We start from the raw sequence: 25643 nt of genomic DNA, 5'->3' as shown, positions 1-25643 counted from the left end.
GTTTTGAATGAATAAAATTACCCAACTTTTTAATATAAAATACCCAATTATTCAGGGCGGTATGATTTGGAACAGCGGTTATAAATTAGCTTCTGCTGTAAGCAATGCCGGTGGTTTAGGGCTTATTGGTGCTGGATCGATGTATCCGCAAGTATTGCGTGAGCATATTCAGAAATGTAAAAGAGCAACTGATAAACCATTTGGTGTAAACATTCCGATGTTGTATCCAAATATTGAAGAAGTTATGAATATAGTGGTTGATGAAGGAGTGAAAATTGTTTTTACTTCGGCAGGAAATCCTAAAACGTGGACTTCATTTTTGAAATCAAAAGGAATTACGGTTGTGCATGTTGTCAGCAGCAGTATTTTTGCTTTAAAAGCACAAGAAGCCGGAGTTGATGCCATTGTAGCAGAAGGTTTTGAAGCCGGTGGTCACAATGGCCGTGATGAAACCACAACACTGACTTTGATTCCGATGGTAAAAGAAAAAATCCAGATTCCGATTATTGCTGCGGGTGGAATCGCTACCGGTAGAGGAATGTTGGCCGTGATGATTTTAGGTGCTGATGGTGTTCAGGTTGGAAGCCGTTTTGCAGCCTCAGCAGAATCGTCTTCACACCATAATTTCAAACAAAAGATATTAGATCTAAAAGAAGGGGATACCCAATTGACACTGAAAGAATTAGCGCCAGTACGTTTGATTAAGAATAAATTTTATGAAGATGTTCAGGATTTATATAAAAAGTGCCCTTCAAAAGAGGATTTAGCACAGCTTTTAGGGAGAGCAAGAGCAAAAAAAGGAATGTTTGAAGGAGATCTTGAAGAAGGTGAACTTGAAATAGGACAAATTGCAGGATTGATTCATGAAATCTTACCTGCAGAAAAAATAATTCATGAAATGATTACCGATTTTGAAGCTGCTTGTCAGGAAAAAACTAAATTTGAGTTTTAATAGCCCCTATAACTACATTATGAATATTTCACGTCACTATATAATACTTCTTTTTCTCGTATTAGCAATACAGCAAACCTACAGTCAGTCTTATCGATTTAAAACATCGGGTTTTAGTGTTTTAGAAAAAAACGATAAAGGAAAATGGGGCGAATGGTCAAATCTGGATCTGGTTAATCTTTCTGTAATATTAGATACAGAAAAGCACAGAATTGTTGTGTATTCGCAGGAAATACAGCTTTTTAATATTATTGAATATATCGAAAGGGAAGAAAATGATACTGATATTGTCTATTCATTTGTATGTAAGGACAATAGCGGTATTGACTGCAAAATTTCAATTATTACACGTAAAAAACAAGACTACCGTAAACAGTTGTACATTAATTATGAGGATCATATTATTGTGTATAATATTTTTAATGTGTAGTTATTCAAAGTTTTTTAGATAGGGAATAAAAAAAACAACCCCGACAATTTTTTAAACTGTCGGGGTTGTTTTTATATAATTTTCATTATTTACTTAGAAACAATAACTACTATTTTATTAAAATCGGCAGCTGCATTAATAACTGATTTGTATTGTTCAAAACTGGCTAGAGGATAATTTATAAGGTTATAAAATTCTGTGTTTTCAACCGTAATTTCATTCTTGTTTTGAGTGTAATTACTGGTAAAAGCAGCCTCAGTTTTACCATCAAGGTCTGTTTTGAAATTCATTACAAATTTATCCAGATTTTTAATTGTTGCGCCTTCCGGTAATATAATTTTAATTTTTCTGGTATAGTAATGCGGATAATGAATTTCTATAGGAAGTATACGTTTGTCTTTTTGATAAAGTTCCATTTGTCTTCCAATTGTCTGTCCCACAGAAAATAAATAATTTGGGCCTGCTTTCTGGATCATGTCTTTACCATCAAAAGTTAGGTTTAGTTTATAAGGTTTTTTGCCAATAAACTCAGTTCCGTCATTTTCAGTAGTAAGTGTTTTGTATTCGCTTTGTAAAGTATAATTTTCAGAAATGTTTTTTAGCATTGTTTTATACTGATCAGCGGACACAAAGTCTTTTATAGGTTGGAAATTTAATCCGGAATACCCTCCATAAGTCATATTACTTGTAACCAAAGGATTTTCAATGTCTTGTGTAAAATCGACAGTAATATCCATGTAGTCATGCGTAATTTCAGTCCCTGGAATTTCGATAAAATTTACTTCTCCAATCCCCATCGGAACACCTGCAAAAATTTTTTCTTTTATGAATAATCCATTGTTGTTTCCTAAATAATTTGGAAATAGGGGTAAACGATATTCTATTTCAGTTGGGGTAAGGTATTTTTTTATACCTGGGAAATAAAATAAAAACTCGTTAAGATTTTCGTGACTTTCAAAGTCTTTGTCAAAAGGAATTTTATATCGGTTTGAAGTGAAAACAATATTTTGTTCTATTTTAAAGTATTTAAAAACTGCGGTATATAATTTTATAATATCCAGACTATTCGCCTGCTTTGTATTGATAACATCACTCAAAGATGGTTTTGAGTCTGTATACTTGTCATAAATAATTGTTTTTTTAATCTTGTTCTCAATATTCCAAATTTGCTCCTGAGGATCTTTTGACTCAGGAATAGATTTACAGAATGCTGCAATTGCTTTTTCTTGTTTTTTATCTAAAACCGGATTGATTCGCTCATAAGTATTGGTTGCGTATTCTTTAAAGTTATTCAGATTTTTGGCACCGGAGTATAGATTCTGGTCCAATTTATAACGGAAAAGTTTTAATCTGACATCCCAATTCGAATATTCTTCATCATCTTTTAAAGCTGCTATATCTTTTTCAGATATGCTAAGAACCTTTTTATTTTCCAGCTTATTTTCATCTAAAACGGGTTCACTTAAACCATTGTATGATTTAGTTTTGAAAATTAGATGCACGGGTGTAATCAAATCAAAATTAAATTCGGCAATTGGATATTGATCCTGCATTTTAATGGTATTCCCATTTAAATCAGGAGCCTCTTCTATTACATATAGTTTTTCTATGACAGCTCCCTTTTCAAGACCGTTAAGAGCAAAATAGTTGTATTTCATGCCTTTTTCCTCATCAACTTCTTCTTTAATATCTTTTTTGTCCAAATTAATGACTTTTCCATTTTTTAAGATTACACGTACTTTAGTAGTCAGAATATTCTCCTGATTGCCAAATGGGATGTAAACTTTGTTATTGCGTTCTATAGCATCATCAGAATTAATATATTTTTTTTCGTGTATTAATCGGTATTGGGTCGCCGTATTTTTATCTACAACAATTTCTATTTTTAATGTACGGTTTAAGAAAATTTCCTTCTCATCTGCATATTTTTTTGGGACGTCAATTTTGGTATCTTTTTCGTTCCAGTCATAGGTTTTAAAACTATAATCCTGAGCAAAAAAAACAGATGTGCTTAGGATTGTAATTAAGCTGAGGAACTTTTTTAGGAATTGTTTTTTCATTATTTTTCGAGTAAAATTATGGTTTCGTTATAATTAGTTTTTAGTTTTTTGATTGCCTCGTTCCAGGGTTCAAAATCGTTTTTATTAAGTAATAATTTTTTTTGTATCAAGCTGATATTTAGATATAGAATATTATTTTTTAGTTCGTATGTAAAATGAGCTTTTATATAATTATTATCCAGATCAAAGTTTTTAGGCAGATATTTTATATTGTAGTTTTTAGGAATTTCTAAAGTATATTGTGTTGTAAATTGCGTCAGATATTCAAATTCATATTGCGAAACGCGGTCTTTTGCAATGATTGCCTTTTCTAAAAATTTATCTAAAAACAAATTCACATAAATTTCTTTATCCACTTTTACGATATAATTATCAAGGTCAAAATTGTAATCAATTGCATACGGTAAATCTTTATCAGTTAGATTTTCTTCTTTAAAATCTTTTAAATCGAATTTATTATTTCCTTTTAAAACCAGAGATTTGATCATTTCTCGACGCGCTTTATTTGCTGCATCACCAATTTGCATTAAAGTATGGCTTCGGTTGTAACCGTAACGCTCCATCTTTGCAGATCCGCTCAGTTTGCTGTTTTCAATTTTTAAATTTATTGTTTCCCTAATTTCGTTTTGATTTGCAGGAACGACCGGTACCGGATAAATTTTGTATTGACTATTTTCACTAAAAAGAACTTCTTTTCCTTGTATAAAAGCCGTTGGAATTCCGTATCGGGTTTCTTTATCAGTTGCATCTAAAAAGATATACTCATCACCCTTTTTAAAAACAGCAATCATATGATTATCAACTGAAGGTGTCGCCAAATCATTATACGAATATGGAATACTTCGTGTACCAATCCAGGCAATGGTAACATTTTTTACATCTGCATATTGTGCCATACACGAAATAATATTGCCCATATCTTTACAATCTCCAAACTTTCTTTCGAATACCAAACTGGCTTCACGCGGAATAAAACCTTCGTATCCGTTTTCAAAAGCAATGTATTTGATGTTTTCTTTAACCCAATAAAAAATAGTTTTAATTTTTTCCTCATCCGTTTTTTTGTCTTTGGTAATTTCCAAAGACAGTGCTTTTAACTCCGGATCTTCTTTTTTGTTTAAGTTTTTTACAAACTGTTGATAATAATTATACAGCTCAGGAATGTCTCCCAAAACCGGAGTTGTTTTGTTGTTTATGGTGTATTCTTTTATATAAAAATTGATATGGGGTACTATATACAAATAACCTGGCGCATTTTCTTCGTATTTAGCAGGTTTTATATCAGATAAGGTCCATTTATGAATCCATTTTCCCTTTTTTTCAGTCTTTGAATAAGAAATAGTTTGATTAGGATCATTAAAAATTTTATAATCAATAACAATGTTTTTGTCAGCCCTGATTTCCAAAGAAGAATTTTGTATGGGTATAGCATCACCAAATATAAATTTGTGAAGCAGATGCGGATCTAAAAACTGTGTTTGATAGTTGTATACTTTTTTTGCTCCTGTTTCTATGTTCGGAAATGTAAGCTGACGTTCTTTTACATCATTATAAAAAACAGAACTTTGTTGTGATTGTTTTTCAATGGTCTGGGTTACCTTTATCTTTTTTTCTTTCCCATTTTCATTAATAACGGTATACGCATCATAGTTTTTCAATAAAATTAAATCAGAATAAGAAAAGGATTCTTTGTTATTAAATATTCCGTTTTGGGTCAAAACCATTGACTCATAATGATTGTCCTGTATAATTTTTAAGCCGTTATTTTCAATAGAAATATCATATACTTCAGCGTTTTGCAAAATGATTTCATTATAGTCCGGATACAGGTTTTTAATATCCTGAAACGATTTTTGTGCAATTGCCAAAATAGAATTTAAAGCGAAGAATGCAGTCAGAAAAAAAGTTTTATTTAATAATTTCGACCAATTCATCTGAATCATATTTTTTGGTTTGTGTAAGTTTTCCGGCACTGTAAATCAAAGAATTTCCGTGTAATTCGTCATTTCTAAATGATAAATCGGCAATAAGCATTCCATCTTCTTTGAAGTATAATTGTTTACCATCAAATCCATTATTAACAAAGTTTTCTTTTTTAGATGGTTTGCCATTTGCGTAGTATTCAGTTCTTTCACCTTCTAAATTGTTGTTTTTGTAGGTACATTCATATTCAGGTTTACCCTCTATATTATTGATGATAAATTTACCGTTTATGCTTCCTTTATCTAAAGTAAACTGGATTGCAATTTTTCCATTAGGGTAAGAAGATGTAATTTCTGAAGTTTGTTTTTCAATAGTTACCTTTTCATTCAACTCTCCTGTTTTGTTCTTTCGGATAAAATATCTTGGGATATTGTTTTGATAGCCAATGATTACTAACGCTTCTCCTTTTTGATTATAGTAAATGGTTTCGCCCTCAATAGAGCCGTTTACTGATGAGTATTCCATCATTTTGGATTTGTTGTTATAGTAACGAATCGTTTTTCCATTTTCAACTCCAAAAAGATATTCTTCTGTAATTCTTAGATTTCCGGCGTAATCGTAATGTTTGCTTTGCCCGTTTAATTTACCGCAATAGTAGTTTCTCTCTGAAAGAAGACTGCCAACGGGGCTATATGTTTTATATAAATTATGGACTTTTCCGTTTATATATTCAGCTTCAGTTATTTTAGTTTTGAATTTATCTAATGCACTAAATTTACCATTCAAAATACCATTTGTCATTTCATAATTTTTGATATAAGCCCCATTTTGAAATGATAAAGTAAATTTTTCGGTTTTGTTTTTGTAATCAATTTCATTTTCAAGTTTTCCTTTGGTATCGAAAGTTTTGCGATTTACCATATAGCTGTTTATATAATGCTCAATAATAGATATGTTTCCACTTTGAGTGTATATAAATTTGTCAGAGGCAACATCATTAGCAATCATAAATCCTTCAGTACTGACTTTTCCGTCAGGATAAAAAGTTTGAAATGGTCCGTTTTGTTCTCCTTTTTCGTAGTTATAAATTTGATTTACTTTATTTCCATCATAAGTTTCATAGCGCCCGCTTATGGTATCGTTAGTAGAATTATATTTGCTAGATAAATCACCATTTAAGAGGTAATTTGTACTGATGCCATTTGTTTTTCCATTAACATATGATTCATTTAGACTGGTAATCCCTGAAGAATATAAATACTTCCATTCGCCCGTTCTTTTTCCTTTTTCAAAAGCACCTTTTATTTTGAGCGAACCATCAAAATTTTTAGTTTCAAAACTTTTTTTGGTCAGATTTATTTCTGTTCCTTTTGTTGAATTTGAAGTAAACTGCAAACCAGACTTTAACTCTCCGGATTTATATTTCTCTTCAAAATATTTATTCCCGTCATTATCAAAACAGTCATATGTTTCTAATTCTCCTTTGTCATTATAAAAACTTTCATATGATTTTTTGCCATTTTCAAAATACTCGCTTGATTTGGTAATATTGCCTGAAGTATAAATATTTTCTTTTTCTAAAGTTGAATTTGGGTAGTAAGATTTGTAAGTTCCATCGATAACACCATTTTTATAAACAGCTTCAGATTTTACGAGTTTACCATCAAAGTATTGTAAATAGTTGCCTTCAATCTTATCATTTAAGCAATTATAAGTTTCTGTTAAAGCTCCTGACTCATTATAAGAGTTATACTTTCCACTCAATTTCCCATCAGTAACATCAATTTCGGTTTTTTTGGTTCCTGTTTCGTACAAACATATAAAAGTACCGTTACGTTCGCCATTAGTAAAATTTACTTCACAGTTTTTACCTCCATTTGGATAGTAGGAAGTACTGATTCCATCAAGTTTATCATCTTTATAATTTTCAATTAGAGCTAAATTTCCATTTTCATAATAAGTAGTCCTTTTTCCATCTAATTTTCCTGCAGTAAAATATTTTTCTTCATTCAGCATTCCTTTTTCATTATAATATTTTTGCTGGCCATCAAGAAGTCCATTTTTAAAATTTAGTTCTCCACCTAAATTTCCGTAGACATTTACGTATTTACATTTACCATGAAACTCTCCATTTATTTGAGGACCAATTATAAAAGGTTTTTCATTTCTGATGGTAACGACTACATCCTCAGTATTTCCAAAAATATCCAGTTTTCTTTTTGCAAAAACAGACCAGAAATTTTTTAGCAAATAATCATCACGGAAAGAAGTAATTTTTTTCTTTTGCTTGTTCAGTTCTTTTCCAAGTTTATTTTCCATAGAAAGTAGACTGTAGTAAGAGTAGCCCTCCAGCTGATTTTTTTCAACAAGGCTTTTCACCCACGGAATGTAAGTTGTTTCAAAGAATCCGTCACCCATTTTATGTTCTGTTGCATATTCGGCAATGGCCTGGACCTGGCGTGTTATTTTGTCATCGATACCCGACTTAATTTTGTAGACCTTTTTTAATGGTAATTGATTTCTTAAGATTGTTTCAATATCTTCAAAATTATCACCGGATTTTGAAAAAACTAATTTGTTTTCGTTAAGGTAATTTTGGCCGAAATTGGCATTTAGATTCATAATTGCCTCATTAGCATATTGTCCTGTTGGGGCAATGGCAAGATAACTCATTAAGGCAAGTGCGCCTTCGGTTATTTTTCCGTTTTCAAAAGCCATTATACCTAATAAATAATGTGACTGTGCATGATTTGGGTTATTTGTAACAACTCTTTTAAGCAGGTCAAGCGCTTTTTGATTTTCTTTTTTACGGATATATAGTATTGCGTAATTATACAGAAATGTAGATGAATAGGGTAAATATTTTTCGCCTTCTTTAAAAATTTTTTCAGAAGATTCATATTCCTTTTCATCGCTTAAAAATATAGCATACATCCTGTATAAATCAGGATATTCAGCCATTTTTCCTTTAGAATATAAATCTTCTAAGAATGTTCTGAGTTCGCTTTTTTTATCTTGAGCAGAGAGTGTTAAACCTATTTCGTACTGAGCATTTAGATATTTAGGATCTGTTTTACTGATTTTGTAATATTCTTTTAAGGCTTCGTCATATTTTTTATCATCGTGCAGGCTGGCGCCTTTGCTAATTATAGACCCACTATTGTATACAGAAGCATAATCAGTTTGTGAATAGTTTTTTGAAAATGAAACTAAAAAAAACACCAATAAAAGTTTTTTCATTATGAATTTAGGTTTTTCAAATATAAAAATTTTGGATAAACCTGAATCAATTATAGGTATTTCTTTATTAATTATTTTCGCATACTCTTAAGATGTAATGATACTTAAAAATAAAGCGTTAAAATATTGAATATTCTAAATTTAGTTTAATCAATATCCTTGATAAATTCATCATACTCTAAATAAAACATTTCCAGGGCATTCATTTTTTCGAAAAAGAAATCAAAAATAATATCCCAGTTGTTGCGATTGCTAAATCCGACCCCGGATTTTTCAACCCAGATTCTGCTAATGGTCTTGCCGCTTTCCAGAGTATAGTTTTTTTCGAAAACCAAATCTTTAATAAACTCTTCATTCAGAATGTTTTTTAGAGCTTCTAATTTTTCAAAATAAGCAATTCGTTTCTCATCGCTTCTTTGTTCTATATCAATTAAAACTTGCGCTTTTTTATTGTCTACATAAAATTTAAAGGAAAAGTCTTTGATCTTGGTATTATAAAGTACCCATTTTCTAGGATACTTTTCGGCAAAAGCCACCCAGAATTCTCTTTTTAGTTTTTGTGATTCTTCTCTGCTGTACATTTTCAGGGTTTTGGTTTTAGAAAACTTGTGAAAACGCGTTTTCTGGGCTATATTTATAATTTATTTGAAAGTACAAAAATAAACTTTGATTATGGATTTTCAAGATTTTTTGCAATATGTTCCTAAATTAATTCCGGTTGAACTTCCGGCTGATAAAGCACATGTAAAAATGGCTCCTTTAGAAAGGATTCAGTTAATGAAAAACCTTGATTTATCAACCAAGACCCCAAGAATTGCAGCCGTTATGATGTTGTTATATCCTAAAGATGATAAAACACATTTGGTTTTAATTGTTCGTAATGCTTATAATGGCGTGCACTCTTCTCAAATTGCTTTTCCGGGTGGTAAGTATGAAATTTCAGATGCTGATTTTCGTGAAACGGCTTTGCGCGAAACGCACGAAGAAGTAGGAATCTCATCTGAAAAAATAGAGATTATTAAGCAATTTACACCAATGTATATTCCGCCAAGTAATTTTTTAGTACATCCCTTTTTAGGAATTTCATCACAAGAACTTTCATTTTACCCTGATATCAGAGAGGTCGCAGATATTATAGAACTCCCGCTTTCAGTTTTTTTAAATGATGAAATTATAATTGAGGCCACACTATCAACCTCATATGCTACTAATATTTTAGTTCCTGCATTTAATATTCAAAATCATGTTGTCTGGGGAGCAACGGCGATGATATTAAGTGAATTAAGAGAAGTTTTGAAAATTACTTTTGAAAAAAAGATTTAAAAACGTAAATTTAATGATTTGATATTCATTATTATAAGTGGTTATTTTTGAAAAAGTTTATGAAAATTTCCAGAAAAATAATTTTTGTATGTTTGCGCCTTAACAAAAACACATAATTCACTGCTATGGGATTGTTTAAACGAAATCCTTTTGGACATATATTATTTATTAAAAAATGGTTAATCCGCATTTTGGGAGCCATGACACACAGGCGATATAGAGGTTTTAATGATTTACAGATTGATGGATCTGAAATAATTAAATCATTACCTGATACGAATGTTTTGTTTATATCCAACCATCAGACCTATTTTGCCGATGTGGTAGCGATGTTTCATGTTTTTAATGCAAGCTTAAGCGGTCGTCAGGATAATATTAAAAATATTGGGTATTTATGGCAGCCAAAAATGAATATTTACTATGTTGCGGCCAAAGAAACGATGCAGGCTGGTTTACTGCCAAGAATTTTAGCTTACGTGGGAGCAATTACCGTAGAAAGAACCTGGCGCTCAAAAGGGGTGGACGTAACTGAAAAGCGTGATGTTAATCCAAATGATACTGAAAACATTAGAATTGCTCTTGAAGATGGCTGGGTAATCACATTTCCACAGGGTACTACAAAATCGTTTAAACCTGTTCGTAAAGGTACTGCACACATTATCAAGCAGCATAAACCTATTGTAATACCAATTGTTATTGATGGGTTTCGCCGTTCATTTGATAAAAAAGGCCTTCGAATGAAAAAGAAAAATATTCTGCAATCATTTATTATCAAAGAGCCTCTTGAGATTGATTATGAAAATGATACTATTGAAGAAATTGTTGAAAAAGTAGAATATGCAATAGAACAGCATCCATCATTTTTAAAAGTTATCCCGGCAGAAGAATTAAAAGTACAGGAAGAACTTAATGAAATGAGAAGATGGAGTTATAAGGCTTCAGAAAACGAAAATTAGATTTTTAAAAGTTTCAAGTTTAATTTCAGTTTAACGACAGTAGAATTTCAATAAAAATTCAGGCAATTCCCTTTATAATTTTAGTAATTTAAATCTTAAAAATCAATTTTCTTTAGCTCTTTGTAATTAGCATGTAATCTACGTAATAAAGTTCCGTATAGAAGTCTGTAAATACACCAGAACATCCCGAAAAACACTAAAGTAAGTAAAACCAAAGCAAGTATGGAAAACAACATTGCTTTGCCGTTTAATGCTAATTTATCTCTAATGATTGCCATGTCAGGATTGTAAACATATCCAATAAAGAAACTTAATACTGAAGAAACAACGATCATTGCCAGGTTGTACCAAACATAATACTGAACCGTTCTTCTGGTTTTTAGAATACTGCTCATTAATAACTTCGTTGATACTGTTGTGGAAATTGTTTTATAATTTTTATAGAAGAAATAAATAAAAATTAAAACAACAGCATAATTAAAGTACATCAAGACTTCCATATAAAGTATAATTTCAGGATGATTTATTTTTTTGAGAATATCATCAATATTCGAAAAATAATTTGAAGCAGTCCAAAACAGTACTTCCAAAATACTGATAATCAAAATCCACTTTACGGTTGAAGATGATTTTTTGTGAATCATTTTGTAGATTTCTTTCTCAGAAATTTGTTCAAAAGAATCCGCGTTCTTTTTCCAGTCTTTTTTTAATAAATCCAGTTCTTTCATGGTGGTATTTTAAGGATTTAATATTTTTTTAAGTTTGCCTTTAATTCGGTTCATTTTTACACGCGCATTTACTTCACTGATACCTAATGTTTCGGCTATTTCCTGATAATCTTTGTCTTCCAGATACATGAAAACCAATGCCTTTTCAATATCATTTAGCTGATATACTGCTTTGTACATCAGTTTAATCTGTTCTTCCTCTTCATAATTGTAGTCAACATCTTTTACAAAATGCTGATGGCTTTCATATTCTACAGTCGATACGGTTCGTTTGGTTTTTCTGTATAGGGTAATGGCAGTGTTTAAAGCAACACGATAAGCCCAGGTCGAAAATTTGCTGTCTCCCCTAAATTTAGGATACGCTTTCCAGAGCTGAATGGTAATTTCCTGAAACAAGTCTTTATGGGCATCTTCGCCGGCAGTATATAACCTACAAATCTTATGGATTATATTTTGGTTTGCCTGTAATTGCACAACAAAAGACTGTTCTAAGTTTTCGCTCATAGTGTATTAGTAGTGTTGAAATCTATTTTGTTACACACGAATTATAATTTTCTGTTTTTATAATAATTAATCATCAAATCGATAAACTTACTATAGCTTTCCATTCCGTCTTTTTGATTGTTTGTTTTTAAGAAATTGTCATAAAGAAAGTGAAATCCTTTGTCAATAAAAGTGTCGTATTTCTGCCAAAAATCATGACTTTCCTTGTAATTTTTTAGAATTCCTGTGTGCGTTTGTTTTTTTAACTGTTCAAAAATTCTCTCATTTTTAAATTGCCAGATTCCAAGGCAATAGCGCAGAGCAAAACTATATCCTGAATATTGATAATATAGGTTGTCATTTTTAACCGATGCCAGAACTCCAATAAAATTACATTCGCTTTCACTTGCAAAACCCATTTGATGTGCCATTTCATGAGAACTCGTAAGAGGAAAGTTATACATAGGTAATAAATCATTCACCTGAGCTTCATTGGTAAAGGGATTCAGGTAGCCTCCAAAACCCATGTAGGTTAAAGGAATACTGAATAGCGATTTTTTTACACTTAAGGTTTCGTATTTAAAATAAGAATGTTCTTTGGACAGATTATCGTATCCGTTTAAATTCATCTGAAAAACTTCTTTCTGTGAATAAGGGAAAACTACTTTTGAGCTGTCACTTTTGGTAATCTTCAACTGAATTTCATTCGTTTTAACGATTAATCTTTTTGTAAAAGCTAATAATTCAGCATCTGTATATTCTTTTCTAATATCTATTTTTTGAAAAAGCGGTTCACGGTAATAATTGAATGCCCAAAGCAGATGAAAGAAAAAATAAAAAACGGAAACTTTGCCTAAGATTTTAAGAAGATGGTCTTTCCATTGTGCCTTCCAGGTTTTTCTAATTTTCCAAAACCAGCCAATTATAGAAATAATTAAAATTGCATAAATACAATCACCTACAGAAAAAGGAATTCTTCCCAAAAGTGTTCTCGAAAAATGCGAAATTCTAATGTAAAAATTGTTACTGTAAGCTCCTTCAACAAAATCCGGAAAGAAAGGCAGGATTTTTAAAAAGATGATTTGAATTAAAAGAAATAAAGGTAAAATGTATTTTGATTTCACGGTATATATTTTGGATACGTAAATATAAATACAATATTAATTAGTATCGAAAAAGAATTTAAACTTTGTAACTTTGGAGCTCTTAATTGTTAAACATCAAACAAAATATAATGAGTCAGGAAATAAGAAATCTGGAGCCAAAAGCACTTTGGAATAAATTTGCAGATTTAAATGCCGTTCCGCGTCCGTCTAAAAAGGAAGAGCGTGTGATTGAGTTTATGAAGAACTTTGGTACCAGTTTAGGTTTAGAAACTTTTGAAGACGATATTCGAAATGTAATCATCAGAAAACCGGCAACTCCGGGAATGGAAAACCGCAAATCAATCGTAATGCAGGGACACCTGGACATGGTGCACCAAAAAAATGCTGATACGATTTTTGATTTTGATAAACAAGGAATCGACATGTATGTTGATGGTGACTGGGTACGTGCCCGCGGTACGACACTTGGAGCAGATAACGGTCTTGGAGTAGCTACAATTATGGCTGTATTAGAAAGTAAAGACATTCCACACCCTGCTATTGAAGCTTTGTTTACAATTGATGAAGAAACCGGAATGACCGGAGCATTAAATCTTAAAGGCGGTATTCTGCAAGGACAGATTTTGTTGAATCTGGACACGGAAGAAGACGATGAAATAGATATTGGATGTGCGGGCGGAATTGATGTAACAGCTACAAGAAGTTATCATGAAGAAGAAGTTCCGGAAGGTTCTGTTGGTCATATTATTACTGTAAAAGGATTAAATGGCGGGCATTCGGGAATGGATATTCATAAAGGATTGGGGAATGCCAATAAAATAATGAACCGATTATTATTTGACGCTTTCGAAAACTTCGGATTACAGGTTGCTGAAATTAACGGCGGAAGTTTACGAAATGCGATTCCAAGAGAAAGTGTAGCGAAAGTAATTATCTCTGAAATGTTCGATGAAGCTTATATTTTTGATATGCAGGAAATTATCAATGATATTAAAGCCGAGTATAAAACAACTGAACCAAACTTATCAATTGAAATTGTAAAATGTGATTTGCCAGAGAAAGTAATGGATTTAGGTGTTCAGGAAGGAATAATCAGAGCAATTTATGCTGCGCATAACGGAGTTTACAGAATGAGTGCCGACATGGCTGATTTGGTTGAAACTTCCAATAATATTGCACGTGTTATTGTAAAAGATGGAGAAATTTTGGTTGGATGTTTGACGCGTTCTTCTGTTGAAACTTCAAAATTTGATTTAGCAAATGCATTGCGTTCCGCTTTTGAATTGGTTGGCTGCGAAGTGGAATTTTCAGGATCTTACCCGGGTTGGACTCCAAATGTAAATTCTGAAATATTAGAAGTTTTAAAAGATATTTACGAAAAACAAAATGGAGAAAAGCCAAAAGTAGTCGCTTGTCATGCTGGTTTAGAGTGTGGGATTTTAGGAACAAATTATCCTGATATGGATATGATTTCTTTTGGGCCAACAATTCACGGTGCACATTCTCCGGATGAAAGAGCAAGTATTTCATCTGCTCAGAAATACTGGAAGTTTGTATTAGAAATCCTTTCTAATATTCCGGTTAAATAAGTTAACAGCCACAGTTTTTGGTAATCAGTTAGCTGAGAATTGAAAACTGTGGCTGTATCTATCAAATTTAATCCCTTTTAGGAGCGTTTTTCTTTTCTCTCTTTTCTTCTTTTTTTTCTTTAGCCGTTTTTAACGGTTCTTTTTTTGATGTTTTTTTAGCATCCTGACTCTTTGCCATAATATGTTGATTTTAAATTAAATTAATAACATTAAAGTAAATGTAGTGTTTTTAAAATCCTTAAAGACATAAAAAAATCCCCAATTTTTAAAATTGAGGATGATATATGTGTTTCTAAAAATTAATTTCGTTTCAATACCTTATATTGTTCGTAGCAGGCACTGATAGCATCCATAATTTGTAAATCATTTGCTTCCTGAATAAAAGCATCTGAATAACTGCATCGATGCAGGATTTCCGGAATTTCGTCCTTGCTTACACCTAACAATACAGATACAGTTTCGCGATCGTATTTTGATTCCAGAAGATTTCGAACAGTATCATCTTTTCTCATTTCTTTAAGCTTCTTAAGTTCTCGCCCGTTTTTACCAAAGAAGTTATAGAGCATATCGGCGGGATTAAAAATAGAACCCAAAACTTTTCCGAAAGCGTTTGGAGAATACTCACCTGCTTCGTAACCTTGTGTAAGCCCGGAAATACTATAACGGTAATTTTCTTTGGTTGGAATTAATTTTGAATCCACTTCAAGATAACCGGTTAAACTAAAAGGAGCAATAACAACTTCTTCAAGAGCAATTGCTTTTTCGGTAAGCTGAATTCTTGTGACTTTATTTTTTATCCAGTCATTTGTAACTCTGATTCTTAGGGATTGAAAACCTAAAATGGAAAAATGAAGGGTGTCGTTAACCTGAACATCTATTTCAAAATATCCTTTTGCATCAGACATAGCACCACGCACTTTGTTGGTGTTAATGACATTTACATTGGGAATAGGCTCTTTACTATTGTCGTTATAAATGTAACCGGAAACCCTTTGAGGAACAGTAGATGCTGTTTCCTGTGTGAAACCGATGGCTGAGAATAGTGTGAAAAAGAAAATTGCGAAATATTTCATATCCTGATTTAAAGCACTAAAAGTAGTAAATCGGGATTAAATATTTCGTAGTCTTAGAATATAATTATCAGAAAATTAACAAAGACACTGATAAGATTATTTGATGTAAGAAAAAAATCCCAAATTCCAATTATATCTGGAATCTGGGATTTGTATTTAAAGATATTAAATTATTAATCTCTTCTTGGTCTTCTTGGTCTTGGTGAATCACCAAAGCTTTCAGAACGTCTTGGAGCTCTTTCTGAACCTCCTTCGTTTCTTTTGAAACCTCCCTCTCTTGGGGCAGAATTTCTGTCGCTTCTGAAACCTCCTCCTGAACCTTCACGTCTTGGAGCTGAGTTTCTGTCACTTCTGAATCCACCTCCTGAACCTTCACGTCTTGGAGCAAAACTTCCTTCTCTTCTTGGTCCGCCAGAACTACGTCCGCCACCACGATTATTGTGGTCACGTCTTCCTCCACCGTCATTTTTAGAAATCTCAACATTAATACGACGTCCTTCTAATTGAACGTTGTTTAATACTTCCATTACTTTGTCAGTATGCTCTGGATCAGTGTTAAAGAAAGAGAAACCTTCTTTTACATCTACTTTGAAAACGTCATCACGACCTAAATCTAACGTTTCTTTTAGATAATCTTTTAAGGTCATCCAGTCAAAATTATCTCTCGATCCGATGTTTACAAAATAACGAACTGCTCCGTTATTATTAAACTCTCTTGGCTCAGAATCATTTCTCTCACGTCTTTCTCCAGATTGTGATGATAAATCTCTGTTTTTCTTGTAATAAGCAATAAAACGATTAAATTCAACTGAAACCATTTTTTTAATCAGCTCTTCTTTAGATAAATCTTCAAGAACATTGTTGATTGCTGGTAAGTAGTTGTCAATTTCGTGATCAACTTCAGTATCTTTAATCTTTGTTGCTAAGTGCAATAATTGAATTTCGCAGATTTCGATTCCGGAAGGAATTTGTTTTTCTTCGAATTTTTGTTTAATAATTCTTTCGATAGAAGAAATCTTACGCAACTCACTTTTTGTAACGATTACAATAGAAGTTCCTAGTTTTCCGGCTCTACCTGTACGACCAGAACGGTGGTTGTAAGTTTCAATTTCATCAGGTAACTGATAATTTACAACGTGTGTTACGTTGTCAACGTCAATACCACGTGCAGCAACGTCAGTAGCAACAAGCATCTGAATTTGTCTCCCACGGAAAGATTTCATTACACCGTCACGCTGTGCCTGAGATAAATCTCCGTGTAACGCAGCAGCGCTATATCCGTCTTCAATTAATTTTTCGGCAATAGCCTGAGTATCTCTTTTTGTACGGCAGAAAACTACAGAGAAAATATCCGGATTAGCATCAGCTAAACGTTTCAAAGCTTCGTAACGATCACGTGCGTTAACCAGGTAAAATTCGTGAGAAACCGTTGCAGAACCTGAATTTTTAGTTCCTACAGTAATTTCTAATGGGTCGCTCATAAATTGTTTTGCAATTCTGGCAACCTCTTGTGGCATTGTTGCAGAGAACAACCAGGTGTTTTTTTCATCCGGAGTATCTGATAAAATAGATACAATGTCTTCATAAAATCCCATGTTCAACATTTCGTCAGCCTCATCAAGAATACAGTAATCTATATTTTTAATGTTAACCAGACCTCTGTTAATCATGTCCTGCATTCTCCCCGGAGTAGCTACAATAATTTGCGCTCCTCTTTTAATGTCTCTGGCTTGCTCTGTAATACTAGCCCCGCCGTAAACTGCTACCACATTAATACCTTTTTCGTATTTTGAGTAGTTTTTAAGTTCGTTGGTAATCTGTAAACAAAGTTCTCGTGTTGGCGATAAAACTAATGCTTGTGTATTTCTGTTGTCAGCATCAATTTTTTGAATTAGCGGAAAACCAAAAGCTGCCGTTTTCCCTGTCCCTGTCTGAGCCAACGCAACCATATCTGTGTCTTTTTCCAATAATAGGGGAATCGCTTTCTCCTGTACTTCCGACGGATTCTCAAATCCTAGATCTAAAATCGCCTTCAGTAACGATTCATTCAATCCTAATTGTTCAAATTTATTCATATGTGTATTTAAAATAGGGTGCAAAATTACTGTTAATTATTCATATAAACTAATGCTATTTTAAGATTTGTGTTTTTGTTATGATTTGATTATCAAAAAGTTATGTTTGTAATAAAAAACATTTTGATAGTAAATCTAAAAAAACACGTCTCAAAATATAAAATTTACCTATTTAAATGTTGTATTTTAAACAATTATTTTGTTGAGTTCAGAAAATCAATTAGTTGCTCTGTTGCTTTTGCACGATGACTAATTTTATTTTTTATTTCTGAAGCTAATTCGGCAAAAGTTTCCGTATAATTTTCAGGCTGAAAAATAGGATCATATCCAAACCCGTGGTTTCCTGTTTTGCTGAAGGTGATTTCTCCTTTTGCAATTCCGGTAAAAAGATGCTGTTCTCCGTTTAAGTTTAATGCAATAACGGTCTTGAACTTTGCAGTTCTGTCAGATTCCTCTTTTAAAGCATCTAAAAGTTTATCCATATTATCATTTGCATCTTTTTGTTCTCCGGCATATCTCGCCGAAAAAACACCAGGTGCTCCATTTAGAGCTGTAACTTCCAGTCCGGTATCATCGGCAAAGCAATCGTAACCGTATTTTTCAGTTACATAATTGGCTTTTAAAATAGCGTTTCCTTCTATAGTATCAGCCGTTTCCGGTATTTCTTCGTGACAGCCAATTTCTTCCAGGCTTAATATTTGGATAGATCCGTTTAATATGCTTTGAATTTCTTTAATTTTATTCAGGTTGTTTGATGCAAAAACGAGTTTCATAAGTGAGCTTTTTTTAAAATAAATTTTTCGATAATTAATGTAACTGTAATTCCAAAAGTATATGCTATCAAATCAGTCCATAAAAAACCTTGTCCCAGGACATATCTTCCAAAAAGTGTTTTTCGTATTACAATAATCCATTCTGCCTGACAAAGCTGAAAGAATTCAATGCAGTAACAGACAAAAAGTGAAAGGATGCCAATTTGAACCGGTTTGTTTTTGATTAGAACTATTCTTGTCAAAATATAGATCATCACAGCATAGAGAAAATCTCCAAAGTACAATGGGATAAAATCAATTTTTCGGGAAATAATTCCAAGAAAAATGACCGATATAAGCAACAGTAAATAAAGTATTCTATAATTTTTCAAATGGAGCACTGGCTATTTTTAAGGAAATTTGAGATAAACAAAGTTACAAAGAAGTTGTAATTGATTTTGTAAATTGAATAATTTATAGGATTTGGAATAAATTATTGTCTTATTTTTACAAGAAAAAATCACTTTAAACGATAATAGGATTATGATAATAGATTCATTAGAAAATGCAGCAAAATATGAAGTTTTGCATCCGTCTTTTAAAAAAGCTTTTGATTATTTACGCAATAATGATGTGCAAAACCTTCCGGCAGATTTTAAACATGAAACAGATGGTGTAAAGTTTTTTGGTTTTCAGGGTAAAGGAAAAACAATAGAAGAGAGTCTGGTAACTTTTGAATGTCACGATAAAAATATTGATATTCAGTTTTGTATAAGTGAAACAGAAACTTTTGCATGGAAACCAAGAGCAGGCTGCAAAACTCCAAATGGTGGTTATAATGAAGAGAAAGATGTACGTTTTTTTAGTGATGCACCTGATATGTTTTTTAAATTGAAAGAAAATCAATTTGTAATTCTTTTCCCTGAAGATGTACATGCACCAATGATTACAGACGGATTACTAAATAAGATTGTAATAAAAGTTGAAATATAGCATCAAACCAAAAGTTATGATTAACAAAATATCCAAAGTTGCCTTTACTATTTTTGTTGTAATGTTGCTGATAAGCTGTAAAAATACCAAACAAAAACTTCAGGAGTATGTTGTTACGTACAACAAAACTATTGCTCCGAGCTTTAGAGCCGAAAATGTAACGCTTACTACAGCAAGAGGTTACATTAATGATAACAAAATAGAATTGCGTTTTGAAACTAATTTAAAACAAAACGAGGGCAAGAAAGTTGCTACTTCTGTAGCATTTGCAAGAATGAGACAATCCATGATTAAAAAAGATCAGATTCCAACAGAATTAATAGAAGAAGGAGTAGAATTCCACCTTTATTATTTAGCTGATGATAATACTGTTTTAAATAAGGAAGTGCTCACAAAGGAATCGCTTCAATATTTAAAATAATCAATCAAATTTTTATAATATACACCAATCAAATTCTTACATATAAAAGTCTCTTTAAGTTTAATTTAAAGAGACTTTTGTGTTTATAATATAAAATAAATAGAACAAGTGTTTTTATTTATTCTTACAAATTACTTTTTTCTAATTCTTAATTGATTTGTATTCAAGGAATTATGGGTTGTTTTTTTATACTCGGATGTTGTTTTGTGTCATAAATTAATTATGTTTGAGTTAAAAAATAACTATAAATCCAATAATTTATGAAAAAAACTACCCAAATCGCATTTGTTTTTGTTGTTGTATTAATGTTGGTAAGCTGTAAAAATACAAAGCAAAAAATTCAGGAACATGTAACGACCTACAATACTTCGAGTTCTATAAATGGTCCAAATATTACCAGTACCAGTGCCAAAGCATTTTTAAAAGATAATAAAATTGAAATAAGAATTGAAACCAATCTTGAGGAAACAGATGAAAACAAACTAGCTTACAGCAAATCATTTCCCGATTTATTGAAAGGAATGATCGAGAATAATCAGATTTCTAAAGAATTGATCGATGAAGATGTGAAGTTTGATGTTTATTTATTAGCCTATAATAACTCCATTATTGCAAAACAATTAATAGGTAAAGAAGAATTGGTCACTTTTACAGGTTCTGCAGTAAAAAAGGTCGCCGCAAAGCTCTGAATTTAGCTTTAAATATAAAAAAAGCCTCTTTGTAATTATGAACAAAGAGGCTTATGTATTAATGATTGGTTACATTCGATAAATTATCAGGGAAATAAGAGTCGGATAAATTTGCAAATTCATCTCCACGCATAAAAATATTGATGTCAACATCGGCAAAACTTGTTTTTCCGGCTGCTGCCAAAAGTTCATTAGCGGCATGAAGTGTATTTTTATGAAAATGATATACGCGGTCTGATTTATCGGTCACTACCAAACCCTTCATTAACATTTTGTTTTGAGTGGCTACTCCTGTAGGGCATTCATTATTGTGACAGCGTAGTGCCTGTATACAGCCCAAAGAAAACATAAATCCTCTGGCACTATTGCACATATCTGCTCCCAAAGCAATGGCGTGAAGAATTGAATATCCGGAAATAATTTTTCCACTTCCGATAATACGTATTTTGTCCCTAATATTTAATCCTGTAAGTGTCTTGTTTACAAATATCAGAGCGGGTTCAAAAGGCATTCCTACACCATCAGAAAACTCTAAAGGAGCGGCACCGGTTCCTCCTTCGGCACCATCAACGGTAATGAAATCCGGATAAATATCTTCAGCAATCATTTCATGACAGATAGCTTCAAATTCTGAGGTGTTTCCAATACATAATTTAAATCCGATTGGTTTTCCGTTTGATAAATCACGCAATTTTTTAATGAAATAAATTAATCCTTTCGCATCAGAAAAAGCATGGTGCCCTGGAGGAGAAAGAATCATAGTATGTGGTTCTACGCCTCTTATCTTTGCAATTTGCACAGTATTTTTAGCAGCCGGAAGTACACCTCCGTGACCTGGTTTAGCACCTTGAGAAAGTTTAATTTCGATCATTTTTACGTTTGGAAGATTGGCTTTTTCAGAGAATTTTTCAGGATTGAAATTTCCTTCTGCATCGCGGCATCCAAAATAACCGGTACCAATCTGCCAGGTAATATCGCCTCCTCCTGCTAAATGAAACTCTGTTAATCCGCCTTCTCCTGTGTTTTGGTAGAAATTTCCTTTTTTAGCACCAATGTTTATGGCACGAACCGCATGTTCACTCAGAGAACCAAAACTCATTGCAGAAACATTTAGTAATGAAGCTAGGTAAGGTTGTTTGCAGTCTGGTCCGCCGACTAAAACCCGTGGTAATTCTTCGTTTACTTTTGCCGGAAAAATAGAATGTTTGATTCCTTCGTAACTTCTTTCATTGAGATTTAACTGGGTTCCAAAAGGCGTATTTGAGTCAATATTTTTGGCTCTTTGATATACTAATGAACGCTGATTTCTGGAAAAAGGTTTTCCATCAGTAGATCTTTCGATAAAATACTGCTGAATTTCAGGCGCAATCATTTCAAAAAGATATCTGAAATAGCCCAAAACAGGAAAATTTCGCAAGATGGCATGTTTTTTCTGAAGGGTATTAAAAATTCCAATAACCAACAAAATGGGTAAAATAATTAGCAGTAAGAAACCAAGCTTGAAATAATAATATATGGCAGCAACAATTAGAAACAACAAGAAGCCGTAGATGAAGAATTTTTGTCTCATGTTTTTTTAATCTTAAAATATAAAATTTGATTTAGTTGAATCTCAGCCTGACATAAACATGTTTGATGCCTTTTTTGTCAGACTCTCTTTCATCTATCTCCAGGATATCGGTTAATGATTTCAACATTGGCGTCAGTTTAGAAAAACCATAATTACGAGGGTCGAATTCGGGTTTTTTCTTCACAATTAAGTTTCCAACATCGCCTAAAAAAGCCCAGCCATCATCGTCTTCAATATCTTCAATTGTGGCTTCAATTAAATCAATTGTACCGGTGTCTATTTTAGCTAAAGCCTTTGCAGCTGGTTTTTCCGCCGGTTTTTTTGAGTCTGTTGTAGCAGTCGGTTTGGGTTTTTTCTTTTGAATGGCACCATCCAGAACTTCAATATAAATGAACCTGTCACAGGCAACAATAAAGGAGTTTGGAGTTTTCTTTTCGCCAATACCAATTACTTTCATACCGGATTCCCGTAAACGAATGGCAAGACGTGTAAAATCGCTGTCGCTGGAAACAATGCAAAAACCATCCAGTTTACCTGAATAAAGCAAATCCATGGCATCAATAATCAGTGCTGAATCTGAGGAGTTTTTACCTACGGTATAACTATATTGCTGAATAGGAGTTATGGCGTGTTCGAGTAAAACGCTTTTCCACCCATTAGAATTTGGCTTGGTCCAGTCAGCATAAATTCTTTTTGTTGTTGGGGTTCCAAATTTGGTTATTTCTTCCATCATTCCTTTTACATTGCTGTAAGGTACGTTGTCAGCATCAATAAGAACGGCTAATTTTAGGTCTTTCGTGTTGCTTAAAGCCATTAGATCAGGTGTTAAGATTTTTTGTTTAAAGTGTTTTAAAATTAATAAAAATAAAAACAATGTGAGTGCCTTTTGTCAAATTTATAACATCTTTAAATTATTGAATTTTTGAAAATGAATTAAGATTTTACGAGGAAATTTACTTCAAGTCTGAAAATTTTTCCTTAAAAGTTTATTAAAGAGCCGTTTTGAAACCGAATCATTTTTAAATTATTATGATACCAATGAATAAATTTTTATTTTTGCTCGCTGATTAAATTAAAAAAATAGTACTACATATATTATGGTAAAAGATTTATTCGAAAGAATTCAGAACAATAAAGGGCCATTAGGAAAATGGGCTTCTCAGGCAGAAGGTTATTTTGTATTTCCAAAATTAGAAGGAGATTTAGGTCCAAGAATGAAATTTCAGGGAAAAGAGGTTTTGAATTGGAGTTTGAATGACTATTTAGGTCTGGCAAACCATCCGGAAGTACGTAAAGCAGATGCAGATGCGGCTTTACAATATGGTGCTGCTGCCCCAATGGGAGCCCGTATGATGAGTGGTCATACTAAATATCATGAGCAATTAGAAAATGAATTAGCTGCTTTTGTAATGAAAGAATCGGCTTATTTATTGAATTTTGGTTATCAGGGAATGGTTTCTATCATTGATGCTTTGGTAACAAGAAATGATGTTATTGTATATGATGTTGATGGTCACGCCTGTATCATTGACGGTGTTCGTTTGCATAGTGGAAAACGTTTTACATATAAACATAACGATATCGAAAGTATGGAGAAAAACCTGCAGCGTGCTACCAAAATAGCTACAGAAACTGGAGGAGGAATTCTTTTTATTACTGAGGGTGTTTTTGGAATGCGTGGTCAGCAAGGAAAATTGAAAGAAATTGTAGAAATGAAAAAGAAATACAATTTCCGTCTTTTGGTTGATGATGCACACGGTTTTGGAACACTTGGAAAAACAGGAGCAGGAGCAGGTGAGGAGCAAGGTTGTCAGGATGGTATTGATGTGTACTTTTCTACTTTTGCCAAATCGATGGCTAATATTGGTGCTTTTGTAGCTGCAGATAAAGACATAATTGATTATTTAAAATACAACTTACGTTCTCAAATGTTTGCGAAAGCTTTACCAATGATCCAAACAATTGGGTCATTAAAACGTTTACAAATGTTACGTGATAACCCAGGTTTAAAAGATAAATTATGGGAAAACGTAAACACTTTACAAAATGGTTTGAGAAATAAAGGATTTAATATTGGCGATACTAACACTTGCGTTACGCCGGTTTATCTTGAAGGAAGCGTACCGGAAGCGATGGTGATGGTAAATGATTTAAGAGAAAATTATGGTATTTTCTTGTCGATCGTAATTTATCCGGTTATTCCAAAAGGAATGATTTTATTGCGTGTTATTCCAACAGCATCACATACATTAGCTGATATTGCTGAAACGCTTACTGCTTTTGAAGCAATCCGTGAAAAATTAGTAAACGGGACATACAAGGAAATTGCTGCTAAAACTACTGTTGATTTAGATGCTTAAAATGTATTCCTGGTATGGGAATTATATAAAAAAATCCATTCGTAATACGAGTGGATTTTTTTTTATTCAATTAATTTTATAAGACCATAACAGTAAAATTTAAAATTATGAAAAAAATATTTGCAATAATGATTATGTTAAGTGTATTTATTTCTTGTAAAAAAGAATCAACACCAGCACCAGCGGAAATAATTCCAAGTCCTCCTAAAGAAGCAGAAATTGTAGAGCCAGCCGGAGATCAATGTTATACCTGGAATGCAAAAGGCAGTACTATTGAGATGAGTTTTAATGTAAACTCTCATCAGGAAGTAAACGGAAAACTAAGCTATAATTTGGCAGGGAAAGATAAAAATGAAGGAACTTTAATAGGAAACATTTATGGAGATACTCTTATAGCTGATTATACTTTTGATTCAGAAGGTGTTTCATCAATTCGGGAAGTAGCATTTTTACAAAAAGACGGAACTTATATTGAAGGTTATGGAGATATTGTAGAAGCAAATGGAAAAGTGAGTTTTAAAGACAGAAAAACATTAAAATTTGATGTAAAAAATACATTGACCAAAGTAGATTGTCCCCAATAATATATAGTTTTCTAAATAAGGCAATAAAAAGCGTCCGAAAATTTTCGGACGTTTTTTTATTGTACAGATTTTTAAAGCTTTTGTCCATTCTCTCAATCGTTTTACCATTTTTTTATCGTTTTATAATAATTTGAAGTAAAAGAAACATATATTATTTTATTGTAAATCACTAAATGTGGGTATTGTTTTGTAAGTCATTATTGACTGAATTTGTACCAAATTAAATTTTATAAAACACTCCATAGATATGATAAAAAAACTACTATTTCTCCTATTTCTATTTTCACTTTCGTCTATTGCCCAAACTAAAATAAAATTTAGTTATGATACTGCCGG

23 protein-coding genes are annotated in these 25643 nt (G+C 32.4%); 10 read left to right on the top strand and 13 right to left on the bottom strand.

The genetic code is table 11. The features are described 5' to 3' along the window. The first annotated feature begins 7 nt into the window (after positions 1–7). A complete protein-coding gene (locus JE46_RS21325) occupies positions 8–952 on the top strand; it encodes an NAD(P)H-dependent flavin oxidoreductase (protein ID WP_031457319.1) in 945 nt (314 codons plus the stop codon). 19 nt (positions 953–971) lie between these two features. Next, positions 972–1382, top strand: a complete 411-nt coding sequence (locus tag JE46_RS21320; protein ID WP_031457318.1) for a hypothetical protein — start codon at positions 972–974, stop codon at positions 1380–1382. An 89-nt stretch (positions 1383–1471) separates the two neighbouring features. Here the strand turns inward: JE46_RS21320 and JE46_RS21315 are convergent, their stop codons facing one another. The 4 genes from JE46_RS21315 to JE46_RS21300 all read right to left on the bottom strand — a co-directional run bounded on the left by JE46_RS21315 (position 1472) and on the right by JE46_RS21300 (position 9186). Next, positions 1472–3442, bottom strand: a complete 1971-nt coding sequence (locus JE46_RS21315) for a DUF3857 domain-containing protein (protein WP_031457317.1) — start codon at positions 3440–3442, stop codon at positions 1472–1474. Further along, a complete protein-coding gene (locus JE46_RS21310; RefSeq protein ID WP_167343457.1) occupies positions 3442–5376 on the bottom strand; it encodes a DUF3857 domain-containing protein in 1935 nt (644 codons plus the stop codon). Before JE46_RS21310 ends, JE46_RS21315 begins: the two co-directional genes overlap by 1 nt. Beyond that, a complete protein-coding gene (locus JE46_RS21305) occupies positions 5351–8605 on the bottom strand; it encodes a toxin-antitoxin system YwqK family antitoxin (protein ID WP_031457315.1) in 3255 nt (1084 codons plus the stop codon). Before JE46_RS21305 ends, JE46_RS21310 begins: the two co-directional genes overlap by 26 nt. A 146-nt stretch (positions 8606–8751) precedes the next feature. Further along, positions 8752–9186: a DUF4268 domain-containing protein gene (locus tag JE46_RS21300; protein WP_031457314.1), complete on the bottom strand. Its 435-nt coding sequence runs from the start codon at positions 9184–9186 to the stop codon at positions 8752–8754. Between the two features lie 91 nt (positions 9187–9277). Here JE46_RS21300 and JE46_RS21295 point away from each other — a divergent pair, with 91 nt between their 5' ends. Next, positions 9278–9928, top strand: coding sequence for an NUDIX hydrolase (locus JE46_RS21295; protein ID WP_031457313.1), 651 nt, complete (start codon positions 9278–9280; stop codon positions 9926–9928). Positions 9929–10053: 125 nt separating this feature from the next. Then, positions 10054–10884: a lysophospholipid acyltransferase family protein gene (locus tag JE46_RS21290; RefSeq protein ID WP_031457312.1), complete on the top strand. Its 831-nt coding sequence runs from the start codon at positions 10054–10056 to the stop codon at positions 10882–10884. Positions 10885–10979: 95 nt separating this feature from the next. On the opposite strand, the gene JE46_RS21285 is transcribed toward JE46_RS21290, so the two are convergent. The 3 genes from JE46_RS21285 to JE46_RS21275 are packed head-to-tail and all read right to left on the bottom strand — an operon-like array spanning position 10980 to position 13219. After that, a complete protein-coding gene (locus JE46_RS21285; protein ID WP_031457311.1) occupies positions 10980–11612 on the bottom strand; it encodes a hypothetical protein in 633 nt (210 codons plus the stop codon). A gap of 9 nt (positions 11613–11621) precedes the next feature. Then, the gene (locus JE46_RS21280) at positions 11622–12116 is read right to left on the bottom strand and encodes an RNA polymerase sigma factor (RefSeq protein WP_031457310.1); all 495 of its coding nucleotides are present in this window, start codon (positions 12114–12116) and stop codon (positions 11622–11624) included. A gap of 41 nt (positions 12117–12157) precedes the next feature. Next, the gene (locus tag JE46_RS21275; RefSeq protein WP_031457309.1) at positions 12158–13219 is read right to left on the bottom strand and encodes a DUF3810 domain-containing protein; all 1062 of its coding nucleotides are present in this window, start codon (positions 13217–13219) and stop codon (positions 12158–12160) included. A gap of 110 nt (positions 13220–13329) precedes the next feature. On the opposite strand from JE46_RS21275, the gene JE46_RS21270 reads away from it, so the two are divergent. Beyond that, the gene (locus JE46_RS21270) at positions 13330–14790 is read left to right on the top strand and encodes an aminoacyl-histidine dipeptidase (protein ID WP_031457308.1); all 1461 of its coding nucleotides are present in this window, start codon (positions 13330–13332) and stop codon (positions 14788–14790) included. Between the two features lie 299 nt (positions 14791–15089). Here JE46_RS21270 and JE46_RS21265 read toward each other — a convergent pair whose 3' ends face one another. The 4 genes from JE46_RS21265 to JE46_RS21250 all read right to left on the bottom strand — a co-directional run bounded on the left by JE46_RS21265 (position 15090) and on the right by JE46_RS21250 (position 18965). After that, positions 15090–15863, bottom strand: a complete 774-nt coding sequence (locus tag JE46_RS21265; RefSeq protein ID WP_031457307.1) for a carboxypeptidase-like regulatory domain-containing protein — start codon at positions 15861–15863, stop codon at positions 15090–15092. A gap of 173 nt (positions 15864–16036) precedes the next feature. Continuing rightward, on the bottom strand, positions 16037–17938 hold the full coding sequence (locus JE46_RS21260) for a DEAD/DEAH box helicase (protein ID WP_031457306.1): 1902 nt from the start codon (positions 17936–17938) through the stop codon (positions 16037–16039). A gap of 194 nt (positions 17939–18132) precedes the next feature. Continuing rightward, positions 18133–18711, bottom strand: a complete 579-nt coding sequence (locus tag JE46_RS21255; protein ID WP_031457305.1) for a non-canonical purine NTP diphosphatase — start codon at positions 18709–18711, stop codon at positions 18133–18135. Next, positions 18708–18965, bottom strand: coding sequence for a ribosomal maturation YjgA family protein (locus tag JE46_RS21250; protein WP_236010663.1), 258 nt, complete (start codon positions 18963–18965; stop codon positions 18708–18710). The genes JE46_RS21255 and JE46_RS21250 overlap by 4 nt, the downstream gene beginning before the upstream one ends. Positions 18966–19233: 268 nt before the next feature. Here JE46_RS21250 and JE46_RS21245 point away from each other — a divergent pair, with 268 nt between their 5' ends. From JE46_RS21245 to JE46_RS21235, 3 genes are all read left to right on the top strand, one after another. Beyond that, positions 19234–19683, top strand: coding sequence for a YhcH/YjgK/YiaL family protein (locus JE46_RS21245; RefSeq protein ID WP_031457303.1), 450 nt, complete (start codon positions 19234–19236; stop codon positions 19681–19683). A gap of 16 nt (positions 19684–19699) precedes the next feature. Next, on the top strand, positions 19700–20104 hold the full coding sequence (locus tag JE46_RS21240) for a hypothetical protein (protein WP_031457302.1): 405 nt from the start codon (positions 19700–19702) through the stop codon (positions 20102–20104). Positions 20105–20364: 260 nt separating this feature from the next. After that, complete coding sequence (locus tag JE46_RS21235; protein ID WP_035136990.1) at positions 20365–20793, top strand: hypothetical protein; 429 nt, start codon at positions 20365–20367, stop codon at positions 20791–20793. A 58-nt stretch (positions 20794–20851) separates the two neighbouring features. Here JE46_RS21235 and JE46_RS21230 read toward each other — a convergent pair whose 3' ends face one another. Both JE46_RS21230 and JE46_RS21225 read right to left on the bottom strand, forming a co-directional pair. Then, positions 20852–22363 (bottom strand): FMN-binding glutamate synthase family protein, encoded by a 1512-nt coding sequence (locus tag JE46_RS21230; protein ID WP_031457300.1) that lies wholly within the window; start codon positions 22361–22363, stop codon positions 20852–20854. 31 nt (positions 22364–22394) lie between these two features. Then, positions 22395–23177 (bottom strand): NYN domain-containing protein, encoded by a 783-nt coding sequence (locus tag JE46_RS21225; protein WP_031457299.1) that lies wholly within the window; start codon positions 23175–23177, stop codon positions 22395–22397. Between the two features lie 283 nt (positions 23178–23460). Between JE46_RS21225 and JE46_RS21220 the strand changes: the two genes are divergently transcribed. After that, a complete protein-coding gene (locus JE46_RS21220; protein WP_031457298.1) occupies positions 23461–24723 on the top strand; it encodes an aminotransferase class I/II-fold pyridoxal phosphate-dependent enzyme in 1263 nt (420 codons plus the stop codon). Positions 24724–24830: 107 nt separating this feature from the next. Next, a complete protein-coding gene (locus JE46_RS21215; protein WP_031457297.1) occupies positions 24831–25307 on the top strand; it encodes a hypothetical protein in 477 nt (158 codons plus the stop codon). Positions 25308–25643 lie beyond the last annotated feature (336 nt).

It is taken from the genome of Flavobacterium chungangense LMG 26729 (assembly GCF_000735715.2).
Classification (GTDB): Bacteria; Bacteroidota; Bacteroidia; order Flavobacteriales; family Flavobacteriaceae; genus Flavobacterium; species Flavobacterium chungangense.
The sequence above is the reverse complement of the archived record's forward strand: the minus strand, read 5'-3'. Positions and strand labels throughout refer to the sequence as shown.